The following is a 17,308-nucleotide window of genomic DNA, read 5'->3' as shown; positions in this document are numbered from 1 at the left end:
TTTTTAATGTCAACTATTTTTCTAAGTAAGGATCAATATCCTTTTTTTAACGCCACTTCATTTATCTTAAGCTCTTGATTTGTGACATAGCTTTTAAGATTGGCTAGAAAGATTGTCATTAACTTATTTTGAAAATCTGAGGTTAAGCCAGCGATATGCGGCGTAATCAATACTTGATCCATTTCCCACAATGGGCTTTTTTCAGGTAATGGTTCTTCTTCAAAAACATCCAATGCTGCAAAGGCGAGTTGTTCTTCATTTAATGCCTGAACTAAATCAGCTGTTTTTAAAGAAGCCCCACGTCCAACGTTGATGAATAACGCATGGGAAGCGAATTTTTTGAATAATTCATAATTAAAGAAGCCCTTAGTCTGCTCTGTCAGAGGCAAAATATTTACAATGATATCCATATCAGCTACTACTTTTTCCACTTCGTTTAAGGAATACGTTTGACTGAATCCTTCTACTGGATGCCCGGTAGTATTTATCCCATAACTGACCATAGAAAAGCTGTCTGCTTTCTCAGCAACCATCTTGCCGATTTGCCCCGTTCCGATGATCAATAATTTTTGTTTTTCTAATGGCTGATAATGGACATGAGTTCCTAACCATTCTTTCTTTGCTTGTGCTTTTTGTGCTTGGAACAGCCCTCGAGAATAGCCTAAAATCACTCCCATGATGTGTTCAGCTATTGATTCACTATGAATACCACTACCATTTGAAAGTAAGATCCCTTTTTCAGAAAATGCCGTTAGTGGTAAAGTGTCTACCCCTGCCGAGATCGAATGTACCCATTTTAACCCTGGAGATGCTAATAGCTCTTTTTCGTATTGGCGATTCCACCCTAAACTAATTTCAACATTCATCAAATCTGTAGGTTCAAGCTCAGTTTTTATGACATAATTAGGCGCTAATTCAGTCATTTTATCAATAAATTCTTGTCTAAATCCTCGATCTAAATAAATAATTTTTTCTGCCATCTTAGTTACGCATCCCTTCTATTACTAATTGTAATCAAGTGTTTCGTGACTCAGTCTTATGAAAAAAGAGGTAAATATAAAAAAGGAGTTTTCCAAGCTAATGGTAGCTAAAGAAACGCTCCTTTGTTTTATTGTTCTTTGAAATGATAAGTTGGCTCATTTAAAGATGCATCATAATCAACAACAAGATCATACCCCTTGAAAAACCAGTCATCTGCTTCTTCAATAAAAAACAGCATCCCGTCAATGGTTTCTTCTTTGATTGGTCGTTCAGGCTGTTCGACAGACATTCCGATAGAAAAACCATCATGTACTTCTGTCTTGCCGTAGACTTTCCCAAAAAAACGAATCCCATAATTTTCAGGGATGGTTACTTCCTCTTCGAACCATTTACGTGCATTATCTGTTACTGATAATTTCATTCCTGCATCTCCTTATTGATTCATTTTATCGTCTAATATATCTACATCTTCGGTTTCCCCAATTACTAATAAATTATCATTTTCTCTGACATATTCATCTGCTGAAGGTGAAACAACGACCGAACGATCAAAGCGTCGAATTGCTACAACTGTTAGATCATAACGTTGCCTAAAATTCAGCTCCGCTAATGTTTTATTAAAAAATTTGGGATTAGAAACTCGAATTTCTGCAAGAGAAAATTGATCCGATAGTTCTAAGTAATCCAATATATTTTTTGAAACAAGATTATGAGCAATACGAATCCCCATATCTCTTTCCGGGTGAACCACACGATCTGCTCCGATTTTTTCTAACACTCTTGCATGATATTCATTTTGAGCTTTAGCTAAGATGTTGGGAACTCCCATCTCTTTGACCATTAATGTAACGAGGATACTTGCTTGGATATCTTCACCGATTGCAATGATCACATGATCAAAATTTCTGATTCCTAGTGAACGCAATGTCATTTCATCTTGTGCATTTGCTACAACTGCATGAGTAGCGATATTCATATATTCATTGACTCGATCTTCATTGCTATCAATAGCTAATACTTCTTGTCCTGCTTCAACTAAGGTTCGGCAAATACTGCCACCAAATCGTCCAAGCCCGACAATTGCAAAATTTTGTTTCACTTGCTTCCTCCCTTACCTATTTTATTTAAGTATAGCAAAGGCTTTCTAAAAACGAAAGTAAGCTTTCTTTTGTAGAATAAACAATTTATTTAACTAATCCATGTTTGAAAGCATAAATAGCTGCTTGCGTTCGATCTTCTACTTCTAATTTTGCTAATATATTTGAGACATGGGTTTTGACTGTTTTTAAAGTAATAAATAATTCATCTGCGATCTCTTGGTTGCTTTTTCCTTCTGCTATCAGCATCAGGATTTCATTTTCGCGTTTTGTCAATTCTTCATGAAGAATTGGCTCGTTTCTCTTACTTATTTTTTCCATCATTTTTGTTGTTACTTCAGGTTCTAACACTCGTTCCCCTCTTTGAGTTGCTCTGATCGCATCTGCAATTTCATGAGCGGTAGAAGTTTTTAATAGATATCCCGCTGCACCAGCTTCAATGGCTGGATAAACTTTTTCATCATCGATAAAGCTGGTCACAATAATTATTTTTGCTTCAGGCCAGTCTTTTAAAATAGCTTTAGTTGATTCAATCCCATCCATTTCTTCCATAACAAGATCCATCAAAATCACATCAGGTCGTAATTCCATTGCTTTTTCATAGCCTTCTCGACCATTTTCTGCTTCACCGATCACTTGAATGTCTTCTTGAATCGATAAATAAGAGGATACTCCTAAGCGAACCATTTCATGATCATCTACGAGTAATACTTGTATCATTTTCAATTATGCCTCCTTGATCAAAGGAACTTTGATCTCAATACTGGTGCCTTGTCCTTTAAAACTAATAATTTTAACTGTTCCACCAATACCTGCTACTCGTTCCCTAATATTATTTAATCCATAACTACCTGTTTTCGTTTCGTTCATATTAAACCCGGTACCATCATCAATCACTCGTAACAATAAGTTATTATTGATTTTGTGTAAATAAACTTCTAATTCATTTGCTTTAGCGTGACGTAAGGTATTGGATAATAATTCTTGCACGATACGAAAAAGATGATCTTCAATCGAATTGGACAATTTTACGTCTTCGATCTCCCATTTCAATGAAATTTGAATTTTATTTTGTAGTTCTTTTAATAATTGCTCAATTCCTTGTTTCAAACTCTTCTCCTCCAGATTCACTGGGCGAAGATGAAGTAGGAGCGCGCGCATTTCAGATTGAGAAGCATTGATGATATCAGCAACCATACGTAATTGTTTGCGAAATATTTCTGAACTATCTGTTTTTTCGGCTTGTTCTGTTAAAGCAGACATCATCATCATCGCTGCAAATAATTGTTGTGAGACAGAATCATGGAGTTCCCGGGCTAAACGATGCCTTTCTAGTTCTAAGATTTCCTCTCTTGTCTGTCCATCCACATACTGGGGTCTGCTAGTGATAATTTGTAGTTCACTGGAAACTTCAATCATTTTTTCTTTTATTTTGGTTATTTCTTTATCAATATCTTGTACATAAATATCATCATTTGCACTGGGAATGGGTTCATTCAAATGACTAGACTCATAATTACCAGAAGATAATGCTCTTAATTTTTCTTCAATTTTACCATACTTTGCTTTTTGGATAAGTGATACTATCAAAAAAACCACTAATCCGACACCTAAGGCAATAGCAAACAAATGAAAAATCAGCGGCACATACAATAGTCTTGCACTTAAAATGGCACGCCACCAATTCGTTTGGTTACTTGCATAAAAATAAGTGAACAACGAAAACAAGATGATTAAAAAAGAAGCCGCTGAGGCATAGATTGCCATCATTAATTTTGATAATCTGCTCATCATACACGTATCACCTCAACGTCACCAAGTAATGTATTCGTGATGATTTTTAACCGTCTTGGGTTTTCATCATAATCGTTACTATAAATTTTGATGGATTCATTTTTTAATGAAAATTGTTCCTCTTCAAATAAAACATTTCCAACAAGTGTCGCATGCTCTAAACTGATGGCAATCCCTAAAGGTACCAAAATTCTCGTTCTGCCAATTCCTTTTCGCACAATAACGATATTATCATCCTTTGGTAACAATGTATTGCCAAGATCAATGATCGTATCCCCTGAAATTAAAGCAATATTGATGTCATCCCATTCATAAACATCATTACCAATACGTTGATTTCCAAATAATTGTTGTTTTTTTCGTTCATTATTATGTGTTTTTAATTGATCGGTTTGTACCATGATCATCTGTTTCTTTCGCCAAAAGGTATTTTTTGTTAGATCAATCCCAGAAATCTCAACCCCTTTTAGTCCGATAAACAAGATCGCAAATACTGCCATCAACCATAGTGCAGGGCTATTGACTAAACTAAAGAAAACGATCAAACTCCCTATAATCAATTGAAAATTTCGAAATCCAGATCGTGGATATTTTCTTAATGCTAAATATATGTTCAATGCACCAAACAATACGAGAAGAAGTAATTCTACGTTGTTCACAATTTGCCAAACTGCAAATAGTAATAATAAAGCCTCGACTACGATAAAAAAACGCCAAGAACTATTCATCTTTATTCTCCTTTCATGCACATTCTCATTCTATCATAGCTATTTTTTTAAAAATATACTATAGGACTTGAGATGTAAAGTTTGTCCTAAGTCAAATGGTTCTGGACACTCATTCCTTAGAAAAATAAATAAGCCGAAGAATCCCAAAAATCGGAGAAACGATTTTCTGATTCTTCGGCTTATTGCTCAAAGTTGTAGATGCCACAACTTCATTTTTGTTCAAGTATTTCTTATGCTTGCTCTACTTTAACGATTTTAACTAACATATCGCCACCAGGGGTAGCAATCGTTACTTCATCATTGACTAATTTACCAATCAAAGCTTGAGCAATTGGTGAATCATTAGAAATTTTACCAGAAAATGGATCAGCTTCTGCACTTCCTACGATTGTGTATTCTTCTTCTTCACCATCCGGTAATTCAATAAATGTCACTGTCTTACCAATTGATACTTCATCTGCATCAACACCGTCATTGTCAATGATTTGAGCAAAACGAATCATATTTTCGATTGTTGTGATTCGACCTTCAACAAACGCTTGTTCATCTTTAGCAGATTCATACTCTGAGTTTTCAGATAGATCACCAAATCCACGAGCGATTTTAATGCGTTCAATGATTTCTCCGCGTTTAACTGTTTTTAATTGTTCTAATTCTTCTTCTAGTTTGGCTTTGCCTTCTAGAGTCATCGGGTAAACTTTCTCAACCATGTATAACGTCTCCTTCTTGATCTATGGAATACCGCAAAAAGTAATCTTTTGAGGAATATAATCCAAAAAAGATTACCACGCTTTTCCTAAAATGTAAATGTTTTTCTATTTTAAATAAATAGTCGATGATACAAATACTATTCTACGAATTATTGACATATTTATCAACTAATTCCAAATGTTCTTCGTAAGTTTTTGCAAAATAAACATCGCCTTTTTTGATATCTGCCACAAAATAGTAGTAATCATTTTGAGTCGGCTCTAATACGGCTTCGATAGCTGCTTCACTAGGGTTATCAAATGGTCCAGGACCATAACCTGTGTTCGTATATAGATTATATGGAGAGTCGACAGCCGTATCTTTATAAGATACCGTTTCTTTGTGTTCTCCCAAGGCATATAAAACAGAGATATCTGATTGTAAAGGCATATCTGCCTTGATACGGTTGAAAAATACTTGGGCGATGTTTTTACGATCGTTTTCTTTAATCCCTTCTTTTTCAACTAATGAAGCCAACGTCAGGACTTCTTGAACCGTCATATTTTTTTGTTTGATGGTTGTAAAATAAGGCTGTAACACGCTATTTGTCTTGTTTACCATCTGAACGACTAAATCTTTCAACGACATTTTTTTGTAGTAATCATAAGTAGCCGGGAACAAATAACCTTCTAAGCGATATTTGACATTTTGAGCTTTGCTCGCACTGTCCAATAAATCTGGGAATTTTTTATAAAGCTCATTGAAAAACGTTTCATCTTTCATCAAATCTAAAAATTCTTGTTTATCTTTTCCAGTGACTTTCGCTACTCTAGCAGCAATTTGTTCAATGTCGTATCCTTCCGGTATCACGATTTTGCCATCTGCTACTTTAGTTGGCTCTGAGGTGCCACCTTCTTGCAATTGTTTTCCGATCTCATCCAAAGTCATATTTGGTGCCATTTGATAATATCCAGCTTGAAAGCCAGTCATATTTTTAAATTTAGTATAGTAATTGAACACGATGCCGCTTTTAATCACTTGATCTTGTTCGAGTATCTCACCTATTTGTTTATTTGATGAACCGCTAGGTATTTCAATTTGAACAAGTTGATCATTTTTAGGATCCAATGGTTTCAACCCGCTATCCACATAGCGGTAAATGGTGAATCCAAGGACGCCTCCTACGATTAGCAACGTCAAAACGATCACTAAAATGATTTTACCAACGATTTTTTCTTCTTTTTTTCGCAAATTTTTTCTCTGATTAATGACTGCATTCTTTTCAGCAGATTGGTCTGATCTGTTTTTTTTCTCTTCTGGACGTTGTTTGTTTTCTGACAAAACAACTCCTCCTTACTATCAACTTCGTAACTTCATCTATTATACATGATATTTTGATTGACGTGAATTAATTTATTTAAATATTCTATCAAAATTGTAAGTAGTAAATCAAATGAAAACAGATTAAAATTAATATCAATAAATACAATAGTTATTTTAACTATTAGCGAAAATGAAAGGACCTTATGACACAATGATAAAAAAAGGCAAACATGCAAAAAAAGGGTCATTTCCTTTTTTCTCTATCATTCTAGTATTGCTCAGTATCAGCGTACTTTCCACCGGTATGATTATAGGATGGAGTATTTATACGAAAGAACAAGCTAGAAATGATTTCGATTCACTAAAACCTAAACAGACATTATCGCTTACACCTGAAGAAAAAAAATTATCAGAAAAAATCAACCACCTGTTAATTAAACATGATTACATTGGCTCAATTTATGTAAAGAAAAATAATCATGTGATTTTTGAGCGTGGCTATGGTTATGCAAACAAAGAAAATGATCAGTTAAACAGCCCTTATCTTTACTATCAAATTGGCTCGATTCAAAAAGCGATGACAGCTCTGTTAATTCTCAAACAAGTAGAATTAGGACACCTTTCTTTGAATACGAAATTGGCTAAGTTTTATCCTCAAATTCCGAATAGTCAAAAGATTTCCATTGAAGATCTACTTTATATGAGATCTGGGTTGAAACCTACAGCTAAACCTACTACCCCATTATCAGATACAGAAGTCGTTCAATTTGCGGTTCAACATCTAAAATTAGTTGACTACCATACTTATCGTTATGAACCATTAAACTTTACAATTTTAGCGGGTATTTTAATCAACTTAACTCACCAACCTTATGAAAAATTAGTAGAGAATGAGATTATCAAACCTTTGGATTTGAAACAGACCGCTTTTTATGATCAAGTCAAAAACTCTCCGCATCATGCCATTTCCTATCAGATGTCTGCTAGTGATGATTACTGGAAGCCATTAACTGAATCGCAAACAGCGATCCATAATGAATTAGGGACTGGAAATATCAGTATGTCGGTGCTTGATTTAAATACGTTTTTCACTAAAGTTTTATCAGGTAAAATGATCCCACAGAAATTACTTTTTACATTATGGAAACCCAGTCCTACTGGCCACCCATATCGTGGTGGTGTCTATTGTGGTAATGATTATGTTTTGGCACAAGGAAACATCAATCGTTTCCATTCAGTCGCTGTTTTCAAACGTGATTTGAAAGATGCGGTTGTCATGGAAAGCAACGACCAATCAGATAAAAAAATAAAATTAACTGCTCTAGACTTGCGAAATCGAATTTATAATTTAATTGAAGGGTCCAAGATATTAGAAGAAAATTAATCCTGAAAACGAAAAAGATTATCGTCCCAAAAATTAAGTACGTCATAGTTCAAAAATTTTTTTATTGAAAAAAATCGCCATGCAAAAGTTAGAATGTTATCTGACTTTTGCATGGCGACTGTATTTAGCCGACTATCATAGTTCTATTTTTCAAAGTTTAAGATTTCGTTCCATCCACTTTTTAAGTGTACGAATAAGAACTGTCGACTCTTATTATTCACTATATTTCAGTTTTTAAATAGCTTTTCATACCACTTAATACATCATATTTTGGTAGATAACCAATAGACTGAATCTTAGAAATATCTGCTAATGAATCGTGAATATCTCCTGAACGTTCTGGCTGATATTCTAAAGCTAATTCCGTCTCTAAAATTTGATCAATCGTCTGGATCAATGTTAATAATGTAGTTGCTTTTCCCGTTCCGACATTAAATTGTTGGCCTAAAGCCGATTCTTTGTTAGCTACCAGAAGTAAAGCTTGGATCACATCATCGATATAGACAAAGTCTCTTGATTGGCTACCGTCTCCATATAAAGTAAATGACGTTTTTTCTCCAGCTAATTGTTTTTTATAACGATCAACTAAGATTGAAATCACACCACTGTAAGGTGAATTTGGGTTTTGGTTTGGTCCGTAAACATTGAAGAAACGAACTGCACTTCCTGGAACATCATATAAATGACAGTAATCCAAAACATATTGTTCAGCTGCAAACTTATCGATTGCATAAGGGGTTAATGGACGAATAATGGATTCCTCTTTTTTTGGTAAAGTTGGTTCATCCCCATAAACTGCTGCTGAAGAACTAAATACAATTCGTTTTAAGTTTGGTTGATATTTCCGGATCAATTCTAACAGCATCAGCACACTTTCAAAATTAACTCGATGTGTTTCTACTGGTCGGGCAACCGAATCTGCCACACTAGCAACTGCCGCTAAATGGAAAATGTAGTCAAATTGATTGGCACGGATGATTTCTTCCATCAATACTGAATCCGCTACATCACCTTCGATGAACGTGATGTTTCTATCCATCTCAAGATTTTCTACTTTTCCCATTGATAAATCATCAACAACAATCACTACATTTTCTTTACCTAAGTGATTGGCTAAGGTAGAACCGATAAAACCAGCCCCACCGGTAATCAATATTTTTTCCACTATTTTCACTCCAATTATTGATTTACATAAAAGATAAGTTTAGTGTAACACGTTTATTCTGAGAATACTATCTTATATATATGCCCTAAATAGAGCGATCATAGACTAATTGTTCCCTTTCCAATAGTTATCTCCTCTCTAACAAGAAAACCATACCATGCATAAAATATTCTAATAGTAGATAATATTTTTCTTATTTAAACGCTGCTTCTTTGTTATTGCCTTGGCAGAAGTTGGTCAAGGATGTATTTCTCTATCACCTTTTGCAAGAATAAGGGACTGTGACAAGTCTTTTGTCACAGTCCCTCACTGTCTTCTTTATATTAATGATCTTTGACTAAGTATCGCAAATCTTTTAAGTCGCTCAAAAAACCACGATGGACAATCACTAAATAAATGATATATATCACAATATAGGCAACCATACTCATATAAGTGCCATCAAACCAAAGATTACTAAAAATGAATAATAAAGTTAGACAGGTTTCTAAAAACATTTTAGCACCAATTTTAATATTCATATCTCTACACAAGAAAAATTCAGCTAAATTACAACGGAATGCTAAACTAGCAAGTATTAATCCGACAGTTAAGTTTAAATTCCCTATGATGAAAATGACGAATAGAGAAAGAAGTAAGGATAAGGTCAACGTCAAGACATTTACCATTAGAATCGTTTTTTCTTTACGCAATGTCTTCAAATAGGTATTGATTAATAAGGACATTCTTCCTTCATAGATAACGATTGGAAATAAGATCCCCATGAATCTTAAACTAACTTCATATTCAGGTAGCCACATGCCTAAAACGATTTTTGCTGGAATATAAAAAATCAAAATAGCATACGTCAAAGGAACAAATACACCTCTTAGTGTTTGAAATAAAGAAGAAAGACGATCTCGATTTGTTCTTCTTAAAAGCGGGAACATGACGATTCCCACCGCATTGATAAAGGTCAAAAACATATTAGAGATACTTAAAGTAAAAGATAATTTACCAAAAGTCTGGATTGACCATTGTTGTTGAACAAAGAAACGGATCGTACCCATAATTAACATACTGGCAATACTACTCAACATTAATTTGCTACCAATATTAATGTTATCTAAGATTTCAGGTACTAGTTCTTTTAGACCAATCATTTTAACTTGTAGCATATCTTTTATTCGGGTCATTCCCCAAATTGTAATCACTAATTTTGAAATGATATCCATAATGATCAACCAGTAAAATTCCCGCCCACCTGTGGCAAAATATATACCGATTAAGACAACATATAAATAGCGATCATTTCTTGATAACTGTGCATACTCTTTAATCCTATTTGTTGATTGGAAAATATAGAGAATAAATGTTTTAACGATGGTCACTACAGAAACAACAGCTGTCAAAATCAAGATCAGTGCTTGGTATTCTCCAGGCATAAAGAAGTAAGCCCATAAAATAACGAAAATCGAAACAAAAAATTCAAATATCGCTAAATACCAAAACTGTGATCCTAAAGAACGTTTATCAATGTCTTTATACTCTTCTCCACCGATTTTCAAGTAAATACCATCAATCCAACCAAAATGTAAGAATCCTACATAAGAAGAATAAAAGACATAGAGTTGCCAATAACTATATTCAGTCACTCCTAATAATTTTGGAACAAATAAATTTAAAAGGACAGAAATACCTAATGTAGCAAAGTTAGCTGCTACGGTATAATATAGATTTTTTGCGACAGCTTTTGCTTTATGGTTCATGCTGATACCTCACTTTCCTGACTTATATTTTATAAGATGATAGATATCAGTACCAAAATAAAATTTACGCTTATAGCGGAAGAAAGAAGCAAGAATTGTTGATAACTGTTCCTTTTCTAATATAGCAATACGCATTTCTAGTTCATCAATCATTGACAAGAGCATTTTTTGTTTCTTCTCAAAATCATCTATATCAGTTAAATTAGCTAAATAGTTATTGGCTGCATGTACACGTTGCAACCTTCGTCGTAACGTATTTAGTCTTTTTTGGTAGGCTGTTACTTTGTTTGCTTGGTCAATTTCTTTTTTAAAAGAGCTTTGACCATGTTTACGCCATTCAATCAACGGTTTTCTTAAGAGAAATAACCCATTGCTTAAAACAGCACTTCCCCACATGGACATATCATGGACTGCATTCTCCATTCTTGAAGCATAAAGCATCACATTCGCAATAAAGCTTTGTCGAATAGCATAGACACAGCCTGGACGTCTTAGGAATAAGTTGTTTTCATTAAAAACCACTCGTTCTTCTGATTGTCCCTCTATTTTTTCTGTATCAACCCGTTTTAACTCTTCGGCTAAACCACCTGGCTCTACTAATTCATGATAATCTGATACTAAAACTTGAACTTGTTGATTCGCAAAAGTACGACTCATTTCTTCAATCTTTTTTTCATGCCAAATATCATCTTGGTCACAAGTAAACACAACATCTTTACTTGCTAAATCCAGCAGTTTAAAAAAGTTTTTTCGCCATCCAACGTTTTCTTCATTAACAATCAATTGCCAGGTAGCCTGTAACTGATTTTCTTCAATGAATTTTCGTACAATATTGACTGTCTGATCAGTTGAGCAATCATCTTTTATGATAACTTCATCAATTTTTTGAGATTGATTTTTCAAAGAATTGAGCTGTTCTATAATATTTTTTTCGCCATTATATGTAGCCATTACAACAGTTGTTTGCAGTTTTTCACGCATTTACTTCACTCCTTCTAAGATATAGTATTAAAGATACTACTTTGTTGTTTCGTCTTACTTTTTGTAACCATTTCGAGAGGCTATTTTTCGTAAAAGTTATACGGATGGTGTGTCACGCGTTCATTTTCCGGTGGCATTGTCATGTAATCTCCGTAACGCAATGTAAGAAAATCTCCTCTATTTTTGATAGCCATTACTTTGTGTCCTTCAAATTCGACGTCTTCATATTCAGTAAACCATTGCGTTGGAAAAACACCCCAATCAATATGAATCCATTCTAAATAACCACATGTGTCCGTATCTCCAAATCGTATTTTTTTAGCAGCTTCTTGATATTTTTTTTGCCAATAGACATTATCTCCGATTTTCAATAATTTTTTATGATGAGGATAACGCACTACTAATTTTACGACTGCTTTCAAAAAATCAAAGCTTCGAGCATAAGCTAATCCCAAAGTGTCCATTAAGTTTAGACGATAATTCTCTGTTGTCTCTCTTAAAGCTTGACGTTCTGTAGCAGAATCTGGAATGCCGTCAATAGGAAAAATATCAACAAAAACGCCTAAATCAGGTTCTTCCCCACTAAAAAACTGCTTTGTTTTAGCTACAGTTTTTGGGTCAATCACTTTTGCAAATGGATATCTAAAATTTTCTCTTGTTTCAAAGGACAACAACTTGTAATTTGTATCATTTTTTAAGATCAAAAGCAATTCTTCATAATCTGGTCGGGGCATCACGATATCAATATCATCATCCCAAGGGATAAAACCTTGATGGCGTTCAACACCAATCAGACTTCCATAAAATATGGTATATTTTAGGTTGTTTTCACGACAGATTTTATCAATATAAACTAAAATATCAACTGCTTTTTTTTGTACCTCTGCCATTGTTAATTCTCTCATAAGAAGTCTCCTATATCCATTTAAATTTTTTACTAACGAACGGGAATATTTATTTGCCTTTGATCATCAAATTGACCAATAATAGAAAATATCCTTGCATCCTTTGTTTCTCTGCAAGGATTTTTCCTATTACCTTAATTATTTTTCCAGTCTGTTCAATTGTTTTTGTTGATCGAAATCATATTGAAGTTTTCCTAAATACAACCAGAAAATAAATGTTGCAGAACGTCTAGTTAGTATAATTTCAGTAATCAATAAACTAGAGACTAAGATGATCAACACAATTTGATTATCTATCAGAAATTCCAGATAATTTTTTTGCTTTGTAGCAAATAGAATCCGCAAAGACTGCCACATTTTTGATAGTAAAAACAGGACAAAAACAATTGTTCCAGAGATACCAGTTGCTGCTAATAGATAGAAAAAGGCACTGTGAGGTGTTTGCCCAGTTTTAGCAATATGAGTCTCTGGGATTTTAGCTTTGGCAATTGCCACAAAACCTTTTGGTGTTGTTCCGAAAATGGGTTCAAGTCGCATCAATTCAGTTGCACTTTTCCATAAAGCAAAACGACTGTTAGAAATATCTTTATTTTCAACAACATCCGGTCTTTCGGTAGTGACCAATTTTTCGTCAGGAATTTTTTTTTCTGAATCTTTTTCAAAAAAGTCAACGACCTTAGGACTTGTGATTTCCACACGGTTTGCTACATTGACGTAACCTGTTTTCATCAATGATACGCCACCAAAAACAACGGCTGAACTAATCGCAGCTAGGACTGTTGCTCCTACTACTTTCAATACTAACGATTGATTTTTTTTCGACTGATAAAATAAGTAAAAGAAGAAAACACCAAAAAAGGCCGCAACTACCAATTGGATCATACCAGATCTTGAACCTGAGAGAGAAATATAGCTAAATTGAACAAACATAACAAAAATAGAAAGAACTTTCACCCATAGCTTTTGATTAAAAATAGCTTTTCTAAGGGCAAAAATAATACAAACCAATGAAATAGTTGTCGCATAGTTTGGATCAACAAAAATCCCATAAAGACGATTTTCAAAAAAACCGATTCGCATGCCATAATACAATGATTTAACTGGCGTAGAAAAACTTACACGAGCAAAAAACAAATAAAGAGAAAATAGGACAAGTGCAGACCAAACAACTAAAAGAATCGTTTCAAACACAGTAAATAGTTTTTTGTTATTTTCTCTTCCCACTTCAAATACACAAAAGAAAAAGATACATTGCCAAATAATCAGTTTGATGTTTTCCGTGAAAGCATATTCTCGATTCAACAATGTACTGATTGCTAAAATCACTATAAAAACAATTAACCAATATTCAATTTTTATTTTCTTTTTTTCGAGAATCATTGGTAAAAAGTGGCTAAGGAAAATGACTCCTGATAATAACATGATAATCATCGAAAAGATGGAATCGATTTTTGGTGGTAGTGTGGAATAAACACTAACCATCCGACAGATTAAGACAAGCTCAAAAAAAACAATATAGGGCAATGCTATTTTTTGTCCTATACTATGGAATTGCTTTGAAAATTTAGTAAACATTTTATCCTCCATTAGTATAAAAGATCAATCACCGTAACGGTTAATCTTTAGTTTTAGTTATATGTTTCCTTCTAAATTCTACTGGAAACTTATATAAATGTAAGCTAATCATTAAGAGTAATGTAGAAAACTTACGACTCTTGGTAAAAATCTCATTCTCCATAATGAATCGAAAGTTATGTCTTAAATAACTTACGATTTCTTTTGTTTCCGGACGATCCGTTACGTTTGCTACTATAATCTTATCGAGAACTAAAAAGTTAGCAAAACAAACACGTTGATGTGCTGCTTTTTTGATTTCTTGACTTCGGTCTTTGAGCTTTATTTCATTGTTTTCCCAAGCTTCAATAAATTCAAATTGTTTTTCTGAAAAACTCTCTGTATTGATACTTCCAAGACGATGATAATAATAGTACTTTTGTTCAGAATCAATGGCTACTTTGTGGCATTGATTCAATAAATCTACAATAATAAAAGAATCTTCATGATATTTCCCCTCTGGATAGCGGATAGTTGAAAAAAGTTCTCGCTTATAGAGTTTGTTCACTGCATGAACAGAGATGATATTTCCTTGTAAAATTAATAATAACGCTTCTTCAGCGGTTACTGTTTTTTTGATTGTGGGTTTGATTATCGGATCTTTTCCCTCGTAGACATCATAAATACCACAGATCGATAAGTCTGCCTCTTCTTTGATGATTGCTTTATATAAAAGTTCATACATATCTTCTGCGATATAGTCGTCACTGTCAACAAAGCCCAAATATTTTCCTTTGGCTACTTCGATTCCCGCGTTTCTTGCGCTACTCAATCCACCATTTTGTTTGTGGACGACCCGTACACGAGCATCCTTCTTTGCATAGTCATCACAAATACGTCCACTATTATCAGGTGAACCGTCATCCACTAAAATCAGTTCAAAATCGGAAAAAGTCTGAGCGAGAATGGAATCTACACATTTTTTTAAATATTTTTCAACTTTATAAACAGGTACGATGATACTAATTTCACACATGTATTTCATCCTTAACTAACTGTACTGTATGCTTCAGTGATTCTTCTAGACTAAAGATCGGGAACCAGCCAGTATCTTTAATTTTTTCATTATTTAAAATAGCCGTATTTGCTTTAGAAAAGCCTTGTTGTTCAATTGCATCAGGTAATTCAAAAATGACTTGCTTCCCACTAATTTCAGCAAGTTTTTGAGCAAGCTCTTTTAGATGCAAATCAAAACTGTCATTAGAGATATTATAAGCTTCTCCAATCTGACCGTGAATAAGGAGATGAAGCATCGCTGAAACAGCATCACCTACATAAATATAGGAAAAATACTGGTTTCCTTCACTCTTTAATACAATATCTTCTTCATGCACTGCATTCAAGATAAATTGAGAAGAAGCCTTAGAGTCAGATAACAACATCGTTGGGCCAAATGTACGGCATAATCTTGGGATCACAATATCTAATTGATGCTTCGCAATATATGCCTGACAAAGGGACTCACTGACTCTCTTACCTTCCGGATAGCCGGCACGTAAAGTATTGCAATCAATATAACCACAATAATCTTCCGAAAACTTTTCAACGTCTCCACGATTTTCGCCATAGATCTCTACAGTTGAAAGGAAAAGCACTCTTTTCGGTTCTGTTGCTACAGCATGTTTCAATACTTGTTCTGTACCAGCAAGATTCGTCATAATCGTGCCAATTGGATCGGTTGCATAAGCTTTTGGATGGGTATTGCTTGCACCGTGGATGATATAGTCAGCCTTAATAGAAAAAGGCAACGGATCTGTCACGTCTCCTTCGATGATCTCAAAATTTTGATCAGAGATATACGGAGAGAATCGTTCTTCCAATCTTTGACGATTTCTTCCCATTGCATATACTTTAATATTAACCCCTAAATACTGGTTTGCTAACATTAACGTATCGACTAAAAAAGAACCAATCATACCTGAGGCACCAATCATGAGTAATGATTGACCATCCAAACTTTTTAAATCAGGAGTATGTTCGACTACCTTCAGCAAATCATCTTTATATAGTGGATTATTTATTAAAGACATCCTCTTCACCTAATCTTTCATTTTTAAATATGCTTTGAAAAGCTCTAAATCATCGGTTGTGGTCAATTTGATATTTTTATCAGAACCAGCCGCAAAATACAAGGTTTCACCTAAGTCCACCATCATCGTATTGGTATAAGATGAGTCTGTCATTCCAATATTTTCTTTGACCGCCCGATTATAAGCAGAAAGTAATTTACCATATTGGTATGCTTGTGGAGTTGAAACACGTCGTAACGTATTACGATCCACATATTGTTGTGTCGTTTCTTCGGTTTTCTTAATAAAAATCTGTTCATTATACGGTAATGAAGTCACACCATTTCCATATTCCTTACATTTCACAATCACATCTGATAGGACGAGTTCATCCACCAATGGACGAATACCGTCATGAATGATAATTGTGTCATCATCCTCTGAATAATCTTTTAAAAATTGTACACCGTTATTGATTGATTCTTGTCCTTTAGGTCCGCCAGTAATCACCCATTGGACTTTACTGATATTGAACTCTTTGATATAAGCCCACATGGTTTCTTCCCAACCTGATTTACATACAACAAGAATTCGATCAATCTGTGGATGGTGTTGGAATGACTCCAATGTATAAATAATGATGGGCTTCCCCTCGATATTAATAAATTGTTTTGGTATATCCTGCCCCATTCGTTTGCCAACGCCACCGGCAATAATTATAGCTGTAATCATATGAGATAAATTCCTTTCTTTTATGTGTATTTATACTAAATAGGTATTGAAAACTTGCCTATTATTTCACTATCCGTTCAATAAAAACCATATTTAACCTTTTACATTTTCTCACAACTGCCAATAACTTTCAATGTTTTCCACTGAGCCTCGGTGA

At 34.2% G+C, this 17,308-nt stretch carries 17 protein-coding genes; 1 reads left to right on the top strand and 16 read right to left on the bottom strand.

Translation table 11 applies throughout. The features are described 5' to 3' along the window. Positions 1 to 32: 32 nt before the first annotated feature. The 8 genes from AB3I12_RS06375 to mltG all read right to left on the bottom strand — a co-directional run bounded on the left by AB3I12_RS06375 (position 33) and on the right by mltG (position 6,631). On the bottom strand, positions 33 to 980 hold the full coding sequence (locus tag AB3I12_RS06375) for a phosphoglycerate dehydrogenase (RefSeq protein WP_053766087.1): 948 nt from the start codon (positions 978 to 980) through the stop codon (positions 33 to 35). A 128-nt stretch (positions 981 to 1,108) separates the two neighbouring features. Continuing rightward, the gene (locus tag AB3I12_RS06370) at positions 1,109 to 1,402 is read right to left on the bottom strand and encodes a HesB/YadR/YfhF family protein (protein WP_010719716.1); all 294 of its coding nucleotides are present in this window, start codon (positions 1,400 to 1,402) and stop codon (positions 1,109 to 1,111) included. 12 nt (positions 1,403 to 1,414) lie between these two features. Continuing rightward, positions 1,415 to 2,080: a TrkA family potassium uptake protein gene (locus tag AB3I12_RS06365; RefSeq protein ID WP_010719717.1), complete on the bottom strand. Its 666-nt coding sequence runs from the start codon at positions 2,078 to 2,080 to the stop codon at positions 1,415 to 1,417. Positions 2,081 to 2,165: 85 nt separating this feature from the next. Beyond that, on the bottom strand, positions 2,166 to 2,798 hold the full coding sequence (locus AB3I12_RS06360) for a response regulator transcription factor (protein ID WP_010719718.1): 633 nt from the start codon (positions 2,796 to 2,798) through the stop codon (positions 2,166 to 2,168). Positions 2,799 to 2,804: 6 nt separating this feature from the next. Next, a complete protein-coding gene (gene liaS / locus AB3I12_RS06355) occupies positions 2,805 to 3,872 on the bottom strand; it encodes a two-component system sensor histidine kinase LiaS (RefSeq protein ID WP_010719719.1) in 1,068 nt (355 codons plus the stop codon). Continuing rightward, positions 3,869 to 4,600 (bottom strand): cell wall-active antibiotics response protein LiaF, encoded by a 732-nt coding sequence (gene liaF / locus AB3I12_RS06350; protein WP_010719720.1) that lies wholly within the window; start codon positions 4,598 to 4,600, stop codon positions 3,869 to 3,871. Before liaF ends, liaS begins: the two co-directional genes overlap by 4 nt. Before the next feature lie 230 nt (positions 4,601 to 4,830). Next, positions 4,831 to 5,310, bottom strand: a complete 480-nt coding sequence (gene greA / locus AB3I12_RS06345; RefSeq protein WP_010719721.1) for a transcription elongation factor GreA — start codon at positions 5,308 to 5,310, stop codon at positions 4,831 to 4,833. Between the two features lie 142 nt (positions 5,311 to 5,452). Continuing rightward, a complete protein-coding gene (gene mltG / locus AB3I12_RS06340; protein ID WP_010719722.1) occupies positions 5,453 to 6,631 on the bottom strand; it encodes an endolytic transglycosylase MltG in 1,179 nt (392 codons plus the stop codon). Positions 6,632 to 6,824: 193 nt separating this feature from the next. On the opposite strand from mltG, the gene AB3I12_RS06335 reads away from it, so the two are divergent. Beyond that, positions 6,825 to 7,997: a serine hydrolase gene (locus tag AB3I12_RS06335; protein WP_196763505.1), complete on the top strand. Its 1,173-nt coding sequence runs from the start codon at positions 6,825 to 6,827 to the stop codon at positions 7,995 to 7,997. A 220-nt stretch (positions 7,998 to 8,217) separates the two neighbouring features. On the opposite strand, the gene AB3I12_RS06330 is transcribed toward AB3I12_RS06335, so the two are convergent. The 8 genes from AB3I12_RS06330 to AB3I12_RS06295 form a co-directional block, all read right to left on the bottom strand. After that, the gene (locus tag AB3I12_RS06330) at positions 8,218 to 9,162 is read right to left on the bottom strand and encodes an NAD-dependent epimerase/dehydratase family protein (RefSeq protein WP_010719724.1); all 945 of its coding nucleotides are present in this window, start codon (positions 9,160 to 9,162) and stop codon (positions 8,218 to 8,220) included. A 323-nt stretch (positions 9,163 to 9,485) separates the two neighbouring features. Continuing rightward, positions 9,486 to 10,910 (bottom strand): lipopolysaccharide biosynthesis protein, encoded by a 1,425-nt coding sequence (locus AB3I12_RS06325; protein ID WP_010738167.1) that lies wholly within the window; start codon positions 10,908 to 10,910, stop codon positions 9,486 to 9,488. A gap of 9 nt (positions 10,911 to 10,919) precedes the next feature. After that, positions 10,920 to 11,891 carry a glycosyltransferase gene (locus tag AB3I12_RS06320; protein ID WP_010719726.1) on the bottom strand — a complete coding sequence of 324 codons (972 nt, stop codon included), beginning with the start codon at positions 11,889 to 11,891 and terminating at the stop codon, positions 10,920 to 10,922. A gap of 80 nt (positions 11,892 to 11,971) precedes the next feature. Further along, positions 11,972 to 12,796: a phosphorylcholine transferase LicD gene (locus AB3I12_RS06315; protein ID WP_034698873.1), complete on the bottom strand. Its 825-nt coding sequence runs from the start codon at positions 12,794 to 12,796 to the stop codon at positions 11,972 to 11,974. Between the two features lie 138 nt (positions 12,797 to 12,934). Beyond that, positions 12,935 to 14,371 carry an O-antigen ligase gene (locus AB3I12_RS06310; RefSeq protein ID WP_010738170.1) on the bottom strand — a complete coding sequence of 479 codons (1,437 nt, stop codon included), beginning with the start codon at positions 14,369 to 14,371 and terminating at the stop codon, positions 12,935 to 12,937. A 40-nt stretch (positions 14,372 to 14,411) separates the two neighbouring features. Continuing rightward, complete coding sequence (locus tag AB3I12_RS06305; protein WP_010719729.1) at positions 14,412 to 15,386, bottom strand: glycosyltransferase family 2 protein; 975 nt, start codon at positions 15,384 to 15,386, stop codon at positions 14,412 to 14,414. After that, positions 15,379 to 16,440: an NAD-dependent epimerase/dehydratase family protein gene (locus tag AB3I12_RS06300; RefSeq protein WP_010719730.1), complete on the bottom strand. Its 1,062-nt coding sequence runs from the start codon at positions 16,438 to 16,440 to the stop codon at positions 15,379 to 15,381. The genes AB3I12_RS06305 and AB3I12_RS06300 overlap by 8 nt, the downstream gene beginning before the upstream one ends. 9 nt (positions 16,441 to 16,449) lie before the next feature. Further along, positions 16,450 to 17,151, bottom strand: a complete 702-nt coding sequence (locus AB3I12_RS06295; protein WP_063626797.1) for a 2-C-methyl-D-erythritol 4-phosphate cytidylyltransferase — start codon at positions 17,149 to 17,151, stop codon at positions 16,450 to 16,452. Positions 17,152 to 17,308: the final 157 nt, after the last annotated feature.

Origin of the sequence: Enterococcus sp. C65 (genome assembly GCF_040887165.1) — a bacterium.
Classification (GTDB): domain Bacteria; phylum Bacillota; class Bacilli; order Lactobacillales; family Enterococcaceae; genus Enterococcus_B; species Enterococcus_B hirae.
This window is presented reverse-complemented; position numbering and strand designations above follow the sequence as displayed.